16 protein-coding genes, 1 tRNA gene and 1 other RNA gene are annotated in these 18,866 nt (G+C 69.8%); 15 read left to right on the top strand and 3 right to left on the bottom strand.

Features of this window, described 5'->3' with window-relative positions; genetic code table 11:
• Positions 1 to 33 precede the first annotated feature (33 nt).
• The 9 genes from ABD285_RS00730 (at position 34) to ABD285_RS00690 (ending at position 10,814) form a co-directional block, all read left to right on the top strand.
• Positions 34 to 1,047: a LacI family DNA-binding transcriptional regulator gene (locus tag ABD285_RS00730; protein ID WP_284253354.1), complete on the top strand. Its 1,014-nt coding sequence runs from the start codon at positions 34 to 36 to the stop codon at positions 1,045 to 1,047.
• A 222-nt stretch (positions 1,048 to 1,269) separates the two neighbouring features.
• Complete coding sequence (locus ABD285_RS00725; RefSeq protein ID WP_284253353.1) at positions 1,270 to 2,625, top strand: ABC transporter substrate-binding protein; 1,356 nt, start codon at positions 1,270 to 1,272, stop codon at positions 2,623 to 2,625.
• 127 nt (positions 2,626 to 2,752) lie between these two features.
• Positions 2,753 to 3,658, top strand: coding sequence for a carbohydrate ABC transporter permease (locus tag ABD285_RS00720; RefSeq protein WP_284253351.1), 906 nt, complete (start codon positions 2,753 to 2,755; stop codon positions 3,656 to 3,658).
• Positions 3,655 to 4,581 carry a carbohydrate ABC transporter permease gene (locus ABD285_RS00715; RefSeq protein WP_344199442.1) on the top strand — a complete coding sequence of 309 codons (927 nt, stop codon included), beginning with the start codon at positions 3,655 to 3,657 and terminating at the stop codon, positions 4,579 to 4,581. Before ABD285_RS00720 ends, ABD285_RS00715 begins: the two co-directional genes overlap by 4 nt.
• Positions 4,582 to 4,636: 55 nt before the next feature.
• The gene (gene arfA, locus ABD285_RS00710; protein ID WP_284253349.1) at positions 4,637 to 6,154 is read left to right on the top strand and encodes an arabinosylfuranosidase ArfA; all 1,518 of its coding nucleotides are present in this window, start codon (positions 4,637 to 4,639) and stop codon (positions 6,152 to 6,154) included.
• Between the two features lie 120 nt (positions 6,155 to 6,274).
• Positions 6,275 to 7,222, top strand: coding sequence for a sugar phosphate isomerase/epimerase family protein (locus ABD285_RS00705; RefSeq protein WP_284253348.1), 948 nt, complete (start codon positions 6,275 to 6,277; stop codon positions 7,220 to 7,222).
• 23 nt (positions 7,223 to 7,245) lie between these two features.
• Positions 7,246 to 8,220 (top strand): 3-hydroxyacyl-CoA dehydrogenase family protein, encoded by a 975-nt coding sequence (locus ABD285_RS00700; RefSeq protein ID WP_284253347.1) that lies wholly within the window; start codon positions 7,246 to 7,248, stop codon positions 8,218 to 8,220.
• Between the two features lie 10 nt (positions 8,221 to 8,230).
• Positions 8,231 to 9,499 carry a saccharopine dehydrogenase family protein gene (locus ABD285_RS00695; RefSeq protein WP_344199437.1) on the top strand — a complete coding sequence of 423 codons (1,269 nt, stop codon included), beginning with the start codon at positions 8,231 to 8,233 and terminating at the stop codon, positions 9,497 to 9,499.
• A 55-nt stretch (positions 9,500 to 9,554) separates the two neighbouring features.
• On the top strand, positions 9,555 to 10,814 hold the full coding sequence (locus ABD285_RS00690) for a multidrug effflux MFS transporter (protein ID WP_284253346.1): 1,260 nt from the start codon (positions 9,555 to 9,557) through the stop codon (positions 10,812 to 10,814).
• A 4-nt stretch (positions 10,815 to 10,818) separates the two neighbouring features.
• Here the strand turns inward: ABD285_RS00690 and ABD285_RS00685 are convergent, their stop codons facing one another.
• The 3 genes from ABD285_RS00685 to ffs form a co-directional block, all read right to left on the bottom strand.
• Positions 10,819 to 11,448 carry a hypothetical protein gene (locus tag ABD285_RS00685; RefSeq protein WP_284253345.1) on the bottom strand — a complete coding sequence of 210 codons (630 nt, stop codon included), beginning with the start codon at positions 11,446 to 11,448 and terminating at the stop codon, positions 10,819 to 10,821.
• A gap of 168 nt (positions 11,449 to 11,616) precedes the next feature.
• A tRNA-Ser gene (locus ABD285_RS00680) sits at positions 11,617 to 11,701 on the bottom strand.
• Between the two features lie 18 nt (positions 11,702 to 11,719).
• Positions 11,720 to 11,816: signal recognition particle sRNA small type (gene ffs, locus ABD285_RS00675), an RNA gene on the bottom strand.
• Between the two features lie 197 nt (positions 11,817 to 12,013).
• On the opposite strand from ffs, the gene ABD285_RS00670 reads away from it, so the two are divergent.
• Genes ABD285_RS00670 through ABD285_RS00645 form a run of 6 tightly spaced genes read left to right on the top strand, consistent with a single transcriptional unit; the run spans position 12,014 to position 18,803 of the window.
• Entirely contained in the window at positions 12,014 to 13,738 is a 1,725-nt protein-coding gene (locus tag ABD285_RS00670; protein WP_284253344.1) for a choice-of-anchor G family protein, read from the top strand.
• Complete coding sequence (locus ABD285_RS00665) at positions 13,738 to 14,508, top strand: DUF5819 family protein (protein ID WP_284253343.1); 771 nt, start codon at positions 13,738 to 13,740, stop codon at positions 14,506 to 14,508. Before ABD285_RS00670 ends, ABD285_RS00665 begins: the two co-directional genes overlap by 1 nt.
• Positions 14,498 to 15,565, top strand: coding sequence for an HTTM domain-containing protein (locus tag ABD285_RS00660; RefSeq protein ID WP_284253342.1), 1,068 nt, complete (start codon positions 14,498 to 14,500; stop codon positions 15,563 to 15,565). Before ABD285_RS00665 ends, ABD285_RS00660 begins: the two co-directional genes overlap by 11 nt.
• 9 nt (positions 15,566 to 15,574) lie before the next feature.
• Positions 15,575 to 17,722: a DNA polymerase III subunit gamma and tau gene (locus ABD285_RS00655; RefSeq protein ID WP_344199430.1), complete on the top strand. Its 2,148-nt coding sequence runs from the start codon at positions 15,575 to 15,577 to the stop codon at positions 17,720 to 17,722.
• On the top strand, positions 17,722 to 18,324 hold the full coding sequence (gene recR, locus ABD285_RS00650) for a recombination mediator RecR (protein WP_284253341.1): 603 nt from the start codon (positions 17,722 to 17,724) through the stop codon (positions 18,322 to 18,324). The genes ABD285_RS00655 and recR overlap by 1 nt, the downstream gene beginning before the upstream one ends.
• Entirely contained in the window at positions 18,321 to 18,803 is a 483-nt protein-coding gene (locus ABD285_RS00645) for a nucleotidyltransferase domain-containing protein (protein ID WP_284253340.1), read from the top strand. The genes recR and ABD285_RS00645 overlap by 4 nt, the downstream gene beginning before the upstream one ends.
• The last annotated feature ends 63 nt before the right edge of the window (positions 18,804 to 18,866 follow it).

Below are 18,866 nucleotides of genomic sequence, written 5' to 3'. Positions count from 1 at the left end.
CGACGCGCACCCCGCGCGCGGTGAGGAGCGGCGATGGCCTCCACGCTCCACGATGTGGCGCAGCTCGCCGGGGTCTCGATCAAGACGGTCTCGAACGTCATCAACGACTACCCGCACATCCGGGCGGAGACGCGGGCCAAGGTCGAGGCGGCGATCGCCGAGCTCTCCTATCAGCCCAACCCGTCGGCGCGCAGTCTGCGCTCGGGGCGCACGGGCCTCATCGGCCTCGCCGTGCCCGAGCTCAGTCTCAGCAGCTACTTCGCGGAGCTCGCCGACCGGATGATCGCGGCCGCCGAGCAGCGCGGGCTCACGGTCTTGATCGAGCAGACCGGCGGCGACCGCCAGCGCGAGCTCGACGTGCTCAGTGGTGCCCGCCGCAAGATGACGGACGGCCTGCTCTTCAGCGCGCTCGGCCTGCAGCAGGAGGACGCCGAGCTGCTGCGCCGGCCGTACCCGCTCGTGCTGCTCGGGGAGCGCATCTTCGGCGGCCCGACCGACCACGTCACGATGCACAACGTGGAGGCGGCGCGAGCGGGCACCGAGTTCCTCCTCGGTCTCGGCCGCCGCCGGATCGCGGTCGTCGGAGCCCACGAGGGCGAGGTGATCGGATCCGCCGGACTCCGGCTGCGGGGATACCGGGAGGCCCTGGACGCGGCCGGGGAGCCGTTCCGCGAGGAGCTGGTCGGCTATGCGCTGCCCTGGCACCGACGCGATGGCGCCGAGGTGACGCGGCGTCTGATCGCGTCGGGCGCGCGTTTCGACGCGCTCTTCGCGTTCAACGACAACCTGGCCTTCGGTGCGATGCGTGCGCTGCAGGAGGCGCACATCGTCATTCCGGATGACGTCGCGGTTCTCGGGTTCGACAACCTCGACGACGCCGCGTACTCGATTCCGAGCCTCTCCACGATCGATCCGGGGTTGCCCGAGATCGTCGAGACCTCGATCGAGCTGCTCGTCGACCGGATCGCCGGACGGCTCGACCAGGAACGGCGGGAGATCATGGCGGCCTTCCGCATCGTCCATCGGGAATCGACGCCCGCGATCTGACGGTCGGTCGCCGGTGTCTTGACACGGGCGCCGGAGATGTCCAAAGATGCTTCTACAACGTTTACCGTACAACGTTGTAGAGCGGCTCGGCAGTCGAGCTGTACGGGTCGATGAGGATCCGGTGCCCCTGGCGCCGCCCCCTCGTCGACGGGGTGCCCGGCGCGCGTGCGGCCGTGCAGTCCGACAACGAAGTCCATCGCACCTCGAAGGGAATCGATCACAGTGAAGAAGAGAGCTCTCATCGCCGGCCTGACCGCTCTGGTCATGGCCGCCGGGCTCGCGGCGTGCAGTGGAGGCGGCGGAGGCGGCGCCGACGCGAACGCGAACGCGAAGTGCACCAACAAGATCATCCACAAGGACGCGCCCAAGGTGACCGCCTGGGCCTGGTACCCCAACACGCAGCTGGTCGTCGACAACTTCAACAAGAGCCACACCGACGTGCAGGTCTGCTGGAACAACGTCGGCCAGGGCGGCGACGAGTACGACAAGTTCCAGACCGCCGTCTCGGCCAAGAAGGGCGCTCCCGACGTGGTGATGCTCGAGGCCGACCACCTGGCCAACTACGTCATCCAGGGCGCGCTCGTCGACATCAGCAAGTACGGCGCGAACAAGGTGAAGAAGAACTTCAGCGCGGGCGCCTGGAAGGACGTCTCGGTCGGCGACGCGGTCTACGCGGCGCCCATCGACGGCGGCCCGATGGGCCTCATCTACCGCAAGGACATCTTCGCGAAGTACGGCATCACGAAGCCCCCGGCCACCTGGGACGAGTACGCCGCGGACGCGCAGAAGGTCAAGGACGCCGGCGGTCCGCTGTTCGGCGACCTCGGCGGCAACGTGCCCGCGGTCATGATGGCGCTGCAGATCCAGAAGGGCGCCCATCCGTTCCAGTACGACCCGACCAAGCCCAAGGAGGTCGGCGTCAAGCTCGACGACCCGGCATCCAAGCAGGTGCTCGACTACTGGGCCGGCCTGGTCAAGAAGGGCCTCGTCGGAACGGCTGACCAGTTCACGGCCGAGTACATCTCGGGCGTCGTGGGCGGCAAGTACGCCACCTACGTCTCCGCGGCGTGGGCACCGGGCTATCTGACCGGCGCCGGCGTCGGCAAGGGCAACGACAAGGGGCAGTTCGCCGTGGCGCCACTGCCGCAGTGGGATCCCAGCAACCCGGTCTCGGTCAACTGGGGCGGCTCGGCGTTCGCCGTGACGACCCAGGCGAAGGACAAGAAGCTCGCCGCAGAGGTCGCTCTCGGGCTGGACGCCGATCCCGCCTCGCTCGAGAACGGGTGGAAGAACCTCGTGATCTTCCCGCTCAACCAGACCGTGCTGAAGTCGAAGGAGATCGCGGACTACCCGCTCGACTTCTTCGGCGGTCAGAAGGCCTACGGCGAGGTCTACATCCCGGCCGAGAACGGGTACAAGGGATTCACCTACAGCCCGTTCCAGGTGTACTACTACGCGCAGCTGCAGAAGCAGCTGACGGCGATCAACGGCGGCAAGATCGACGGCGCGGGCGCCGCCGCGGCCGTGCAGGACGCCGTGGTCAAGTACGCCAAGCAGCAGGGCTTCACGGTCAAGTGAGACCGGGGTGGCCGGGCCGGTTCAGGCCGGTCCGGCCACCCGATTTCCGCATCCACTCATTCGAAGGGCCTCCCGAATGACCTCTGCCTCCGCGCTCGCGCCGACGCGACGCGCTCGAGTTCCCCAGGTGCCGACCTCGCCCGCGCAGCGCGCGGCCAATCGGCGCCGCACCCTCACCGGCTGGATGTTCATCCTGCCGTTCACCCTCGTCTTCCTCGTCTTCCTCGTCGCCCCGCTGCTGTACGCGTTCTACAACAGCCTGTTCACCAAGGGGCTGGCGACCGGGACGGTGTTCGCGCCGCTCGACAACTACATCAAGGCGTTCACCGATCCGTCGTTCCTCGGCGGTGTCGCGTTCGTCGTCGGCTTCTCGCTCGTGCTGATCCCGGTGCAGATGATCATCTCGCTCGCGATCGCGCTCGTGCTCGACGCGGTCACGACCCGCTTCGCGCGATTCGCGCGGTTGATGATCTTCCTGCCGTACGCCATCCCGGCCGTCATCGGCGCCATCATGTGGGGCTTCCTGTACAGCCCGACGTTCGGCCCGCTCGGGCAGCTGTTCGGACTGGTCGGGCTGAAGGCACCGTTCCTGCTCGACGCCTCGCACGTGTTCGGCGGCCTCATGAACATCGTCACGTGGCAGTGGGCCGGCTACTACATGATCATCATCTACGCGGCGCTGCAGGGCATCGACCCCACCTTGTACGAGGCCGCGCGGATCGACGGTGCCAACGCCCGCCAGATCGCCCTGCGGATCAAGCTGCCGCTCGTCACGAACGCGCTGCTGCTGATCCTGGTCTTCGCCCTCATCGGCACCCTGCAGTTCTTCACCGAGCCGAGCGTGCTGCGCACGATCTCGAACGGCGGCATCACGCAGGACTTCACGCCGAACCTCTACGCCTACTTCACGGCCTTCTCGTACGCCCAGTTCAACTACGCCTCGGCGCTCTCATTCGCCCTGGGCGTCGTCGTCTTCGTCTGCGTGTACATCTTCCTGTTCCTCACTCGCAAGCGCGGGAGCTTCCTCTCATGACGGTCACTGCCCTGGACTCGACACGGGCCTTCGAACGCGGCGCCGCATCCGGGCGCCGACTCGGCGGCCGCCGCCGGCGGGGGATCGTGCCGGCGCACATCTTCCTCGGGATCCTCGTCGTCTACTTCCTCATCCCGGTGTACTGGATGGTCGTCAACAGCTCGAAGGACGCGGCCGGGCTGTTCGGAGGCACCGGGGGGTCGATGTGGTTCGACAAGAACGTCGGCTACCTCGCGAACCTGCAGGACCTCTTCACGTACGACGGCAGCATCTACCTGCACTGGATCGGCAATTCCGCGCTGTACGCGGTGGCCGGCGGCGTCGGGTCGACGATCGTCTCCATCCTCGCGGGCTACGGCTTCGCGAAGTTCGCCTTCCGCGGTCGCAACCTGATGTTCTCGCTCCTCCTCGGAGCCGTCATGGTGCCGCTCACGGCACTGGTGATCCCGACGTTCATCCTCGCCTCGGACGCGGGACTGACCAACACGATCTGGGCGGTCATCCTGCCCTCGCTGCTGAATCCGTTCGGCGTCTATCTGATGCGCGTCTACATCGGCGACGCCGTGCCCGACGAGCTGCTCGATGCCGCCCGCGTCGACGGGGCGGGCGAGCTGCGCACCTTCCTGCAGGTGGCTCTGCCGCTCATGCGGCCCGCGATCGTCACGGTCCTGTTGCTGTCGATGGTCGCGACGTGGAACAACTACTTCCTGCCGCTCGTGATGCTCAGCGACAAGACCCTGTACCCGGTCACCGTGGGGATCGGCGTCTGGCAGGGTCTTGCCTCGGGCAACAACGGCGGCGGGCACTCCCTCTGGAGCCTCATCGTGATGGGCTCGCTCATCTCGGTGGTCCCGCTCGTGATCGCGTTCCTGACTCTCCAGCGCTACTGGCGGGGCGGGCTCTCGATCGGCAGCCTCAAGTAGTCGCGCACCAGCCGACCGACCCTCTCCCGCATCCGTCCGTAGCAGAAAGCCAGCGATGATCTCCGCCCGTCTCACCATCGACCCCCATTTCGAGGTCGGTCCCATCAACCGGCGCCTGTTCGGCTCCTTCGTCGAGCACCTCGGCCGGTGCGTCTACGACGGGCTCTATGAGCCCGGTCATCCGAGCGCGGATGCCGACGGCTTCCGGCAGGACGTCATCGACCTCGTGCGCGAGCTCGGCGTCTCGACCGTGCGCTACCCCGGCGGCAACTTCGTCTCCGGCTTCCGCTGGGAGGACAGCGTGGGACCGCGCGAGGAGCGCCCCACGCGGCTCGACCTCGCCTGGCACTCCACCGAGACGAACGAGGTGGGACTGCATGAGTTCGGCGCGTGGCTCGACAAGGTCGGCGGCGAGCTGATGCTCGCCCTGAACCTGGGCACCCGCGGCACGCTGGAAGCCCTCGATCTGCTCGAATACGCGAACGTGGCATCCGGATCGACGCTGTCCGATCGTCGGATCGCGAACGGCCGCACCGAGCCGTTCGATGTCAGGATGTGGTGCCTCGGCAACGAGATGGACGGCCCGTGGCAGCTCGGCCATCGCTCCGGCACCGACTACGGCAAGCTCGCCTCCCAGGTCTCCAAGGCCCTGCGCCAGCTGGACGAGCGCGTCGAGCTCGTCGTGTGCGGCTCCTCGAACGCGCACATGCCGACCTTCGGGTCCTGGGAGCGGGAGGTGCTGATGGAGGCCTACGACGACGTCGACTTCATCTCGTGCCATGCCTATTACCAGGAGCGCGATGGCGACCTCGGGAGCTTCCTCGCGTCGCCCGTCGACATGGACCGCTTCATCGAGACGGTGATCGACACGGCCGATCACGTCAAGGCGGTCAAGCGCAGCACGAAGACGATCGACATCTCGTTCGACGAGTGGAACGTCTGGTACCAGGACCGATACCGCGACGTGGATCGGATCGAGGGCATCGAGTCCTGGCCGAAGGCTCCCCGCCTCCTCGAGGACGTCTATTCGGTCGCCGACGCGGTCGTCGTGGGCGGGCTGCTCATCTCGCTGCTCAAGCATGCCGATCGCGTGACCGCGGCCTCGCTGGCCCAGCTCGTCAACGTCATCGCACCGATCATGACCGAGCCGGGCGGACCGGCCTGGCGTCAGACGACGTTCTTCCCGTTCGCGATCACGTCGAGGCTCGCGGGCGGGCGCGCGCTCGAGGTCAAGCTCGAGTCGCCGACGTACGAGACCGCCCTGTACGGCGAGGTCCCGCAGCTCGACGCGGTCGCCACGCACGACGACGCGACCGGGCGCACCGCCGTGTTCCTGGTCAACCGATCGCAGACCGACTCCGCCACCGTGAGCATCGACGTCGGCGGGCTCGGTGGGGTGAACGTGCTCTCGGCGCAGACGATCTCGGACGACGACGTCAACGCCCGCAACACGCTCGAGCAGCCCGAGCGGGTCGCGCCCCACGGCAACGGGTCGGCCGTGGTGGACGGCGACACCCTGACGATCACCGTGCCCGCGGTGTCCTGGACCGCGATCGAACTCGGTCGCGCGTAGGCCGCGATCGGACCGCGCGGTCTGCCGAATGCGGAGGCCCCTCCGGCATCCGGCGGGCCGCGCCTCCGGGCCGCGGTAGCGTGGATCCCGAATCCGGACACCCGTGCGAAGGACGTGACGATGCCGCTGAACGCCGCCGACTGGCCCCTCTCGGCAGTGCTGCTGCAGTTCCCGAACGCCCACGACGCCGATGCGACGGTGTGGGCCGATGTGCTCGGCCAGGCCCGCCGCGCGGGGTTCGACCGGGTCGACCTCATCGACAGCTGGGTACGCCCGGGCGATCTGACCGAGGCCCGTCGCGACGAGCTGCTGCAGGTGCTGCGCGAGCAGGGGCTCACCGTGCCGGTGATCCCGGTCGCCCGCAAGAGCGTGATCGACCCGGACAGCGGCGAGGCCAACCTCGCGTACGACCACCGCACGATCGACGCAGCGGCGGGGCTCGGCGCGAAGGTCGTCTGCCTCGGTCTGCACCGGCCGCTGACGGCCGCGCAGCAGAAGGCCCAGTGGTTCTGGACCGTCGACGGTCCGAAGGACTCCGACGACCCGGAGGTGCGCTCGCTCGCGGTGGCCCGGCTTCAGGAACTCGGGCGGCACGCGGCCGAGGTGGGCCTGCTGATCTCGCTCGAGCTCTACGAGGACACCTACCTCGGCACGGCCGCGTCGGCGGTGCGGCTCGTCGAGGAGATCGGGATGCCGGAGGTCGGCCTGTGCCCGGACGTCGGCAACCTCATCCGCCTGCACCGGCCGGTGGAGCACTGGCGCGACCTGTACGCCGCCACCCTCCCGTACGCCAACTACTGGCAGGCCAAGAGCTACCAGCGCGACGAGGACCCGTCCACCGGGGCGGTGTTCGCGATCCCCGCGCCGCTGGAGAGCGGCATCGTCAACCACCGCGAGGTCGTCGCGATGGCGATCGGCGCGGGGTTCCAGGGCAGCTTCGGGCTCGAGCACTACGGTGGCGACGGGCTGAGCGTCTGCGCCGCCAATCGCGAGTACCTCCGTCGCATCCTGCCCGAGACCGGTGACTACGCCGCCGGAACGAGCCGGGTCGCGCAGCCCGTCTTCTGATCGAATCGCTCAAGGAGAAGAACATGCCCGAAGAGGCATACGCCGTTGTCGGCTCCGGCTACATGGGAGGCGGCATCGCCCAGGTGGTCGCGCTCGCCGGCCATCCGGTCCGGATCTCGGACGTCACGCTCGAGGTCGCGCGATCCAACCGGGAGCGCCTCATCGGCGAGGCCCGCGCCTTCGCGGCCGATGGCCTGTTCCCCGCCGACGCGGCGGACGTCATGGCGGAGCGCTTGAGCGCGCACGAGCTCGAGGACGCGGTCGCGGGGGTGCGTTTCATCGAGGAGGCGGTGCCCGAGCGGCTCGACATCAAGCTCGACACGCTGCGCCGGGTCTCCGCCGCCGCGCCGGTGGATGCGGTGATCGGCAGCAACACGTCGAGCATCCCGATCGGCACCATGGCGGAGGCCGTGAGCGGACCGGAGCGCTTCCTGGGGGTGCACTTCAGCAACCCCTCGCCGTTCATCCCCGCGGTCGAGATCATCCCGCACGCGACGACCTCGCCCGAGGCCGTCGCCTTCGCGCGCGGCGTCGTCGACTCGGTCGGCAAGGTGTCGGCGCTCGTCGCCGACAAGACCGGGTTCGTGCTGAACCGGCTGCAGTTCGCGCTCCTGAACGAGGCCGCGCGCGTCGTCGAGGAAGGCGTCGCGTCGGTCGAGGACGTGGATGCCATCATCCGCGGCACCCTCGGCTTCCGGCTGCCCTTCTTCGGCCCGTTCGCGATCGCCGACATGGCCGGCCTCGACACCTACGGCATGGTCTTCCAGCAGCTGCGCGCCGCGTACCCGGACCGTTTCCCGACCCCCGCCATGCTCCAGGAGGTCATCGACGCGGGACACTACGGCGTCTCGAAGACCGGGTCCGGCTTCCTGGAGCCGCCCGCCGGGGGCGCCGCGGAGCTCGTCGCCTACCGCAACCGTGCGTACGTCGCGATGTCGCGCCTGCTCGAGGAGCTGGGCCCCGCCCCGACCGTGTACGCGGAGGGCACAGCCCGATAGCGTCTCCCCCATGCGGATCCTCCTGGTCGGCGCCGGCGGCGTCGGCGACGCGATCGCCAAGATCGCCGCACGACGCGACTTCTTCGAGCTGCTCGTCGTGAGCGACTACGACCCGGCCCGCTCGCAGCGCACGATCGACTGGATCGCGGCGAAGCACGGCCCCGAGACCGCGGCCCGGCTGGTCGCCGCGAGGGTCGACGCCTCCGACCCCGAGAGCGTCGCCGCGCTGGCGCGGGAGCATCGGGCGACCCACGTCATGAACGCGGTCGAGCCCAAGTTCGTGCCGACGGTGTTCGCGGGGGCGCTCGCCGCCGGCGCCGACTATCTCGACATGGCGATGAGCCTCTCGGAGCCGCATCCGGAGAGCCCGTACGCGCAGACCGGCGTCAAGCTCGGCGACGACCAGTTCGAGCAGGCGCCCGACTGGGAGCAGGCGGGCTGCCTCGCCCTCGTGGGCATGGGCGTCGAGCCGGGGCTCTCGGATGTCTTCGCCCGCTACGCCGCGGACCACCTGTTCGAGAGCATCGACGAGCTCGGCACGCGCGACGGGGCGAATCTCGTCGTGCGCGACGAGGCCGGCAACGAGATCTTCGCGCCGTCGTTCTCGATCTGGACCACGATCGAGGAGTGCCTGAACCCACCGGTGGTGTGGACGAAGGAGGCCGGCTGGTACACGACGGAACCGTTCTCGGAGCCCGAGATCTTCGACTTCCCCGAGGGCATCGGTGCGGTGGAGTGCGTCAACGTCGAGCACGAGGAGGTGCTGCTCATGCCGCGCTGGCTCGACGCGAAGCGCGTGACCTTCAAGTACGGGCTCGGTGACGAGTTCATCGGCGTGCTCAAGACCCTGCACACCCTGCACCTCGACTCGGTCGCCCCGCTGCGCGTCCGCAGCGCGAACGGGCCCGTCGAGGTCGCCCCCCGCGACGTCGTGGCGGCCGCGCTGCCGGATCCGGCCGCCATCGGCCCCCGCATGACGGGCAAGACCTGCGCGGGCGTGTGGGTGACGGGAACCGGACGCGACGGCGCGCCGCGGGAGGTGTACCTCTATCACGTCGCCGACAACGAGTGGACGATGCGCGAGTACGAGAGCCAGTGCGTCGTCTGGCAGACCGCGCTCAACCCGGTCATCGCACTCGAGCTCCTCTCGACCGGCGTCTGGTCGGGCGTCGGTGTGCTCGGCCCGGAGGCGTTCGATGCGCGGCCGTTCCTCGACCTGATGTCCGCGCCCGAGAGCGACGGCGGCTACGGCCAGAAATGGGGCCTGCAGGAGCGGTAGCGTAGGCGCGAGCCGCACGGCTCCATCGCCATCCTCTCCGCTCGGCAAGGACCACGTGACCACGGTCTCCCACCCGGGCGACGCGCTCTCGCGCGGCCGACGGATCCTCTACGTCGTCGCGCTCGGAGCACTCGTCGCCCTCGGGCCCTTCACCATCGACCTGTACCTGCCCTCGTTTCCACGGGTCGCCGCGGAATTCCACGCGCCCGACAGTCAGATCCAGCTCACGCTCACGGCGACGACCGTCGGCTTCGGCCTCGGGCAGCTGCTCGTCGGCCCGCTGAGCGACCGGGTCGGGCGCCGCGTGCCGCTCCTGCTCGCGACGGCGTTGCACGTCGTCGCGAGCGTCGCGGTCGCGCTCGCCCCGAGCGTGCCGCTGCTCATCGCGCTCCGCGTCGTGCAGGGCGTCGGCGCGGCGGGCGGCGGCGTCGTCGCGATGGCGATGGTGCGCGATCTGTTCGGGGGCCAGCCGCTGATCCGGATGCTGTCCCGCCTCGCGCTCGTGAGCGGGCTCGCGCCGATCCTGGCGCCCGTCATCGGATCGCAGCTGCTGGCCGTGCTCGACTGGCGCGGCGTGTTCTGGTGCCTCGCCGGGTACGGCGCCGTGATCCTGCTGACCGCGATCGTCCTGGTGCGCGAGACGCTGCCCGCCGAGTTGCGTCACATGTCGGGTCACGCGACGACGCGTCAGCGGTATGCCGCCCTCTTCCATGATCGGGTCTTCATCGGGGTCGCGTTCATCGGCGGCATGACCTTCTCGGGTGTCTTCACCTATCTCTCGGCATCGCCGTTCATCTTCCAGGACGGATACCACCTGAGCGCCCAGGAGTTCGGGCTCGTGTTCGGGATCAACTCCGTCGGGCTCGTCGTGGCGTCGCAGTCGGCGTCGCGCATCATGCGGCGGGTGGCACCGTCACGCATCCTGGTCGTCAGCCTGCCGCTGATCCTGCTGGCGGCGGGCGCGCTCGTGCTCGACGGGCTCGGCGATCCTCCGCTTCTGGCGGTCGCGATCCCGTTCTTCGTGCTCGTCACCTCTGCAGGACTCACGTTCCCCACGGTGCAGGTGCTCGCCCTCGCCGGGCATGGACGCGAAGCGGGGACGGCGGCCTCGCTGCTGGGGGCGGCGAACTTCGGCCTGGCCGGCGCGGTCTCGCCCGTGGTCGGACTGATCGGGGTGACGCCCGCGAACACCGGGATCGTCATCGCGGCGACGTCGGTGGTCGCCCTCGCCTCGCTCTGGATACTGGTGCGGCCGCTGCGGCACGGTGTCGTCAGCGACGACACCGGATCGGTCGAGGTGCCGGGCGCGGTCTGACCGCTCAGATCGCGAACGGCTCGCCGGCCAGCGCGATCGCGCCCGCCGCGACCGCGGCGACGGCGGCGAGCCCGAGCACGATCCCGACCGCGGTGACGGCCGGCCGGTTCTCGAACCAGTACGCGCTGCCCGGATACCGGCGGAAGAAGTCCTTCACGTCGATCGGCTCCGCCGTCACGGTGGTCGGCACGGGCAGGGCGGCCGCCAGCCGCACGAGGTCGCTGGCGGGCCAGAAGTTGCCGCGCATCCGGAACAGGCGACGGCCGGACGCATCGCGCACCAGCAGTTGCTGCACCGGGTTCGGCCGGAGCCCGACATAGGTGGCCACCAGGTCGACGGAGGCGATGCGCGACACCTCGACCTCGATCAGCGGACTGAAGATGCCGTTACCCCGCAGCAGGCCGCCGCGGACCTCGGCGAACACCGCGAGCTGCCGCATCCCGATCGCGATGCCGACGAGCACGATCACGATGTGCCCCGACAGCGTCGGGAGCAGCTGCCCGTGCGGGATCGCGAACCAGTAGAGGGCCCCGTACAGGGGAGAGGTCACGAGAAGCAGGGTCAGGACCGCCGTCCAGAGCAGCCCCGTCCGTGGGCGCACCCGCACGACGGGGGCGTCCGAGGGCTCCGTCATCGACGGCCCCACGTCATCGGCCCGTTTCGTCGTGAGCGGAGGATGGGGGATTCGAACCCCGGTGCGGGCGCTGTGCGAGCACCCGACACGTGGTGACGTGAGCGGAGGATGGGGGATTCGAACCCCGGTGCGGGCGCTGTGCGAGCACCCGACACGTGGTGACGTGAGCGGAGGATGGGGGATTCGAACCCCCGAGGGCTTGCACCCAACACGCTTTCCAAGCGTGCGCCATAGGCCACTAGGCGAATCCTCCTGGTTGGTCTCCCCCGGAAGAGAGGACCCCCCGCGCACCCGCCAGAGCCCGGTTACCCTTGCTGCGTCTCCGCCCTGGGGGAGTTGGCCTGGATGGCGCCACGCGGGGAGCCGGCTCAAGGTTAGCCCACCCGGCGCGGTGTTCGGTTGATGGTGCGATCGGATGCGAGCGATCGTTAGTTTAGTTAACTATTGAAGAATACTTTAAAACATCTGGACTCTCGGCGACGTATCACCTAGCGTGAGGAATTGTCTGGCGCCGTGTCTGGGGGGTGCGCGACACGTGTGTATCCGAATCACTTGGGGGAAATCGGTGACGAATTCAGTCCTGCTCGGCAAGCCCGAGCGCAAGAAGTGGCGAGCCGCGCTCGCCGGAGTCGGCGTCGTGGCGCTCGGAATCGCGGGGGCGAGCGGCCTGGCCGCCAACGCAGCCACGCCTTCCGTGTCGCAAGGCCTCGGCCAGTTCCTCAGCGGCACGGTCGCGGGCACCGATCTGGCCAACATCGTCGAGATCACGCCGGCGAGCGCGGATAACCCGAACGGCGTCCACCCGGACGCGAACCAGCCGATCTCGGCGACGCTGCTGAACAGCATCAACGTCCCACTTCAGCTGGGCGGCACCGACCTCGGCAACCTGGGCGGCGACAACGGGATCCTGACGCTCGGCGCCGTGGCGCAGCGGGCGACCGCTCAGGACGACGGCACGGCGACGGCCGGCTCGGGTGCCGTGACGGACGAGGGTGCCATTGCCATCGACCCGAACACCGACTCCGACTTCGCCGACGCGACGCTCTCGCTCGACGGCCTGATCGGTCAGGTCAACGGGGCGAGCGACGTGCTCAGCGACCTCTCGCTGAACACCGGACACCTCGCGGCGACCGCATCGCAGGTCGGCGGCGGAGTGCCGGACAGCCACTACCTGATCAGTGACCTCGGGTTCTCGCTCGGGTCGCCGGCCGTGGGTGCGCTGTCGGATCAGCTCGACGGGGTCCTCTCGGATCTCCAGACCACGATCAACACCGCTCTGAACAACAGCCTGGATCTCGACGCCCTGGGGCTGGCGAGTCTCTCGGGCTCCGTGTCGGTCACGCTTCCCACGGTCAGCGACCTGGTCACCACGGTCCCGACCAACGGCGTGACGATCGACCTCGCCAACGGCACCATCGCCGTGGACCTCGAGGCGCTGCTGCAGTCGCAGGGGATCGACATCAACAACCTGCCGGCGAACACGAACCTGGCCGACTACACCCCGCAGATCACCGCGGGCATCGTCGCCGCCGCGCAGGCGGTGGTCCAGCAGTTCGTGACGAACCTCACGAGTGCCTCGCTCCCGATCTCCGGCAACCTGACCGCCACTCTCCTCGGCGGCGTCATCAGCGGTGGCCTCACGGTCGGCGGAACCGTTGCCGACCCGACGGTGACGACCGGGAACCCCTTGCTCGACACGGTCGTGGGTCTGCTGACCAGCGCTCTCGGCACGGCGGGCGACACCCTCCTGGGGACGCTCTCCGGCACGGTCAACACGGCGACCGGTCCCATCCTGAGTTCGCTCAATGGGCTGTTGGGCCCGGTCGTCGCCGCGGTGAACGAGGTCGTCGGCCTGACCGTCAACGTCCAGCCGGCCGTCGGCGATCTGGGTGCGGGCTCGTTCACGGTGCGCGCGCTCTCGATCGGTCTGCTTCCGGGCACGGCCCTCGGCACGATCAACCTGGCCTCCGCTTCGGTGCTGGGCACCGACGCGGCGGCGGCGGATGCCGATACCGACGCGACCGCCGCCGACGCGGACGCTGCTGACACCGACGCGGATGCCCCGAGTGACACCGACGTCGACGCGGACGCGACGGACGCGGACACCGCAGCCGACACGGCAGCCGACACGGCGGCGGACACCGCTGCCGACACGGCGGGTGACCCCGATGGCAGCCTCGCCGTCACCGGGTCGGACGACGTGACGTGGCTCGGCGGCCTGGCGCTGCTGATGCTTCTCGCTGGTGCCGGCGTCGCCGTGCTGGCCCGCCGGAAGGCCTCGCAGCACTGATGACACACACTCGCGGCGCCCGCTTCGCGGCGGGCGCCGCGGTTGTGCTCGTCGGCGTCTACGTCGCAACGAGCCTGTCCTTCTCCGATCCGGGGGCTGACCCGTTCAAGCGGGTTACCACCGGGCTGCGGTCGACCGCCAGCCCCTACTTCACGCAGAGCTGGAACGTCTTCGCGCCGAACATCCTGAAGACCAACATCGAGCTCGAGATCGCTGCGCAATGGCGTGACGGGTCCGGCCGGCTCGTGAAGAGCGGGTGGTTCTCGGCCACGAAGCTCGAGCTGGCGGATGTGGCCGGTCAGCCGTCGCCGTCACGGGCGGTCAAGCAGTCCTGGAACCTCATCCGGGCCTACAACACGCGCTTCCTCGCCCTCGATCGCGATCAGCAGGAGGTGGTGCTGAACACCTTCATCCGCCGCGTCGGCGACGACCAGTACACGGAGCGGACGGACCCGCAGCTCACGGCGCAGCTGAACTCGCTGGGGCACAACCCGGCTGCGGTGCGATCCCTTCTGCAATACGACGACGTGATGGTGCAGTACTCGACCCTGCTCGCGACCGCGTACTTCGGCCGGAAGGCGGAGCGCGTGCGCTGGCGCATCGTCTACCACCGGCCCAACGATTTCGCGCACCGCGCCTCCTCGGCCCGGCAGTTCCCGGCGGAGACGCGGGCCTTCGGCTGGCGGGAGGCCGACCAGAAGCTCGACGCCGACTCGCTCGCCGCCTTCCGCGACTTCGTCGCGCGATCGGGAGGCCGCCATGAGCACTGAGGTGGACACCGACCAGCCGGCCGGGGATGAGGCGACACCGTCGGAGCGCGAGCCCCGGGGTTTCATCGGCCGCACACTCGACACGACGCTGTCGTGGGTGCTGGGCAGCAAGCATGCGTCGTACAGCTGGGCGATGTTCCGCATCACCTACGGCGTCATCGTGCTCATCGTTCTCGCCGGCTCCTGGGCCGATCGCCAGTACCTGTGGGGCGTGGGGTCCCGCTTCATCGACCCGGTCGCCGACAACCGCGGGTATCCGTGGTTCTTCGAGGCGATCTTCATCAAGAGCAACGTCGTCGTGTTCGATGTGGCCTACTACCTGCTGGCGGCGCTGGCCGTGCTCTTCGTCATCGGGTGGAGGACGCGCTGGGTCGCACCCTTCCTCCTGCTGTTCTGGATCGGCCTCGAGGTCAACAGCACCCTGCTGACGAACGGCGGCGACACGATCATGCGGGTGACCCTCCTGTTCGCCCTGTTCGCCGACATGACGCAGCACTGGTCGCTGGACTCCTGGCTGAGGCGCCGGCGGCCGCGCAGGGCCGCGGTCGCGTCGTCCTGGGCGCCGGCGTGGGCCGGCAATCTGCTGCACAACACGGCGCTGGTGCTGTGTCTGTGGCAGATCCTCCTCGTGTACGCGACCTCGGCGCTCCTGAAGTTCCAGGGATTGGAGTGGAAGAACGGCACCGCGACCTACTACTCGTTGGTGCTCGACGTGTTCCGCCCGTACCCGTGGCTCAGCCAGCTCGTGACCGCCTGGGATGTGCCGGTCCACCTCCTCACCTACGCCACCATGGGCCTGCAGCTGCTGTTCCCGGTGTTCCTGGTCTGGCGCCCGACGAGGATCGTCGCGCTCATCGGTGTCACCGGCGTCCATCTGGGCATCGGCCTGTTCCTCGGGCTGTGGCCCTTCTCGCTCGCGATGATCGCCGTCGACTTCCTGTTCGTGCGCGACGAGACCTGGCGCTGGTTCATCGGGCTCGTGCGTCCGTATCTCGCGCGTCTGCGGAGCCGGCTGCCCGTGGGATCCCGCCCGGCCGCCGTCGGCGCGCCCGACTAGCCTGAGGGGGTGGTCACCGCCCTCTACCGTCGCTACCGACCGGAGACGTTCGCGGAGCTGATCGGGCAGAGCCAGGTGACCGAGCCGCTGCGCACCGCGCTGCGCACCGACCGGGTCAATCACGCCTATCTGTTCTCCGGTCCGCGCGGCTGCGGCAAGACGACGTCGGCACGCATCCTCGCGCGCTGCCTCAACTGCGCCCAGGGGCCGACCGACACCCCGTGCGGCGTCTGCGCCTCGTGTGTCGAGCTCGGGCGCGACGGCGGCGGGTCGCTGGATGTCGTGGAGATCGACGCGGCGTCGCACAACGGCGTCGACGACGCCCGCGACCTCCGCGAAAGGGCGGTGTTCGCGCCCGCGCGCGACCGGTACAAGATCTTCATCCTCGACGAGGCGCACATGGTGACGCCGCAGGGCTTCAATGCACTGCTGAAGATCGTCGAAGAACCGCCGGAGCACGTGAAGTTCATCTTCGCGACGACCGAGCCCGAGAAGGTCATCGGCACCATCCGCTCGCGCACGCACCACTACCCGTTCCGGCTCGTGCCGCCGGCCCAGATGCTCGAATACCTGCAGCGGCTCTGCGAGTCGGAGAGCGTCGAGGTGCAGCCCGGCGTGCTCCCGCTCGTGGTGCGCGCCGGGGGAGGGTCGGTGCGCGACACGCTCTCGCTGCTCGACCAGCTCATCGCCGGCTCCGAGGGCAGCACCGTCGAGTACGAGCGCGCCGTCGGGTTGCTCGGCTACACGCACGCCGCGCTGCTCGACGAGGTGGTCGACGCCATCGGCGCCGCCGACGCCCCCGCCGCGTTCGGCGCGATCGACCGCGTCATCCAGACGGGCCAGGATCCGCGTCGGTTCGTCGAGGACCTGCTCGAGCGCCTGCGCGACCTCATCGTCGTGGCGGCGACCCGCGACGGTGCGGGGGCGGTGCTGCGCGGCGTACCGCAGGACGAGATCGACCGGATGGGCGTGCAGGCCACCGCGTTCGGCGGCGCCGAGTTGTCGCGCGCCGCCGACGTCGCCAATACGGCCCTGACCGAGATGACGGGCGCCACCTCGCCGCGACTGCATCTGGAGCTCATGATCGCGCGGCTGCTCGTCCCGGCCGCCGATGACACGGACCGTGGCGCACTCGCCCGTCTGGAGCGTCTCGAGCGCCGCGTGGGCATCGAGGGCGCGGAGCAGCCGCGCGCCGAGCGGCCGGGAGGTGAGCGACCGCGGGTCGAGGAGCGCCCGGCGCGGCCGGACGCGTCCCGGAATCCCGCCGAGAGCCCTCGTCCCGATGGCGATCCCGTGGAGGCGGTCGCCGACTCCGGTTCCACGGCGCAGGCGCCCCGGGGCGTCGTCTCCGAAGCGGAGCCGCCGCCGGTGACCCTGCAGCAGCTCCGCGACGCCTGGCCCGAGATCCTCGAGGTGGTGCAGAGGGCGAGCCGCGGTTCCTGGCTCGTCGTCTACACCGCGACGCCGCGCGCGCTCGACGACGACGTCCTGACGCTCGGCTTCCGCAGTCAGAACGACGTCGCGGGATTCCGACCGCGCCCCGGCGCGACCGAGAGCGTCAGCGAGCACTTGCGCTCCGCGATCGCCGACGTGCTCGGCCTCCGGGTGAAGTTCCTCCCGCGGGTCGAGGACGGTGCCGACGCGGCTTCGGCACGTGCTGCCGAGCCGACGGCGCCCGACGTCCCGGAAGGCGACGCCCGGGAGGCCGACGCCCCCGAGACCGCGACGCCGCGGGAGGCCGCTTCGGAGACGGACGTGCGGGAGCCTGAGGTGCAGGAGCCGGAGGTGCAGGAGCCCGAGGCGTCCGCGCCCCCGAAGGCTCAGATCGACGCCGACGGCTGGGCGGTCGTGTCGATCCCGGCGTCCTACGACGACGAGCCGGCGGCCGCGCCCCCGGCGGGTCCCTCCGCCGCACCGCGTCCCGCCCCGGCGTCGACGACGGCATCCCGTTCCGCCGAGCCCGCTGCCGCCGACGCGGGCGCGCGCCGCACCGGATCCCGCCCGGCCACGTCCGGCAACCGCTACGGCGAGGCCGTGGTCCGTGAGCTCCTCAAGGCGGAGTTCATCGAGGAGCAGCAGCTCGCACCGCGCGACGCGCCGGTCACGTTCGACGTCGCGCCCGACGACGTGCCGCCGGTCGCCGAGGAAGACCGCTAGTGGCGTACGAGGGCATCGTCCAGGAGCTGATCGACGAGCTCGGCCGCCTGCCCGGCATCGGACCCAAGTCGGCGCAGCGCATCGCGTTCCACATCCTGCAGACCGAGAGCTTCGACACGACGCGGCTCGCGCAGATCCTCATGGAGGTGCGCGACAAGGTGCACTTCTGCGCGATCTGCGGCAACGTCGCCGAGCAGGAGACCTGCTCGATCTGCCGCGACCCGCGACGCGCGCAGAACGTCATCTGCGTCGTGGAGGAGGCGAAGGACGTGGCCGCCATCGAGCGTACGCGCGAGTTCCGCGGGCTCTATCACGTGCTCGGCGGCGCGCTCAGCCCGATCGACGGGATCGGCCCGAACGACCTCCGGTTCGCGCAGCTGATGAAGCGGCTGGCCGACGGCAGCGTCGACGAGGTCATCATCGCGACCGACCCCAACCTCGAGGGCGAGGCGACCGCGACCTACCTGTCGCGTCTGCTCGTGCAGCCGGGGCTGACGGTCACGCGCCTCGCGTCCGGCCTCCCGGTCGGCGGAGACCTCGAGTATGCGGACGAGGTGACGCTCGGGCGCGCCTTCGAGGGCCGTCGCGTCGTCGAGGCGTGACCGAGGCCGAGGTGCTGCGGGTGCTCGCCGCCCTCGACGGGCTCGGCGTGCACGTCGACGGCGGCTGGGGCGTCGACGCGCTCCTCGGCCGCCAGACGCGGCAGCACGGCGACCTCGACCTCGCGGTCCCGATCGCGAGCGAGGAGCGGATGGAGTCGGCCCTGGTGGCGCTGGGCTACCGTGCGCAACCGGGTCACCCGGAGCACAATCCCGTCTTCGCGTCGCCCGACGGAGCCGTCGACGTGCACCTGTACGAGTTCGCCGGCGATGAGCCGGAGGCGTTGATCGGCATCGCCTATCCGCGCGCCAGCCTGACCGGGCGCGGCCGCATCGGCGGCGTCGAGGTCGACTGCATCGCGGCCGAGTGGGTGATCCCGTTCCATTCCGGGTATCCGCTCGACGCCGACGACCTCGCCGACGTCCGTGCGGTCGCGGAGGCGTTCGGGCTCGACCTCCTGCCGGAGCAGCGGGAGCTCTAGATGTACCGGGTCAGCACTTTGGTGTCAGTCGGCTGATCGGGGGTTGGCCGTTGAGGGCTGAGT

The organism is Pseudolysinimonas kribbensis (genome assembly GCF_039531715.1).
Classification (GTDB): Bacteria; Actinomycetota; Actinomycetes; order Actinomycetales; family Microbacteriaceae; genus Pseudolysinimonas; species Pseudolysinimonas kribbensis.
Note: the sequence above shows the minus strand (reverse complement) of the source record. Positions and strands in the feature narration are given on the sequence as shown.

Bases quoted from the DNA above. Each gene is read 5' to 3' on its own strand.
- ABD285_RS00695 (WP_344199437.1), top strand. From the start codon at position 8,231: ATGCGGATCCTCCTGGTCGGCGCCGGCGGCGTCGGCGACGCGATCGCC.
- ABD285_RS00665 (WP_284253343.1), top strand. From the start codon at position 13,738: ATGACACACACTCGCGGCGCCCGCTTCGCGGCGGGCGCCGCGGTTGTG.
- ABD285_RS00730 (WP_284253354.1), top strand. From the start codon at position 34: ATGGCCTCCACGCTCCACGATGTGGCGCAGCTCGCCGGGGTCTCGATC.
- arfA (WP_284253349.1), top strand. From the start codon at position 4,637: ATGATCTCCGCCCGTCTCACCATCGACCCCCATTTCGAGGTCGGTCCC.
- ABD285_RS00715 (WP_344199442.1), top strand. From the start codon at position 3,655: ATGACGGTCACTGCCCTGGACTCGACACGGGCCTTCGAACGCGGCGCC.
- ABD285_RS00685 (WP_284253345.1), bottom strand. From the start codon at position 11,448: ATGACGGAGCCCTCGGACGCCCCCGTCGTGCGGGTGCGCCCACGGACG.
- ABD285_RS00660 (WP_284253342.1), top strand. From the start codon at position 14,498: ATGAGCACTGAGGTGGACACCGACCAGCCGGCCGGGGATGAGGCGACA.
- ABD285_RS00705 (WP_284253348.1), top strand. From the start codon at position 6,275: ATGCCGCTGAACGCCGCCGACTGGCCCCTCTCGGCAGTGCTGCTGCAG.
- ABD285_RS00700 (WP_284253347.1), top strand. From the start codon at position 7,246: ATGCCCGAAGAGGCATACGCCGTTGTCGGCTCCGGCTACATGGGAGGC.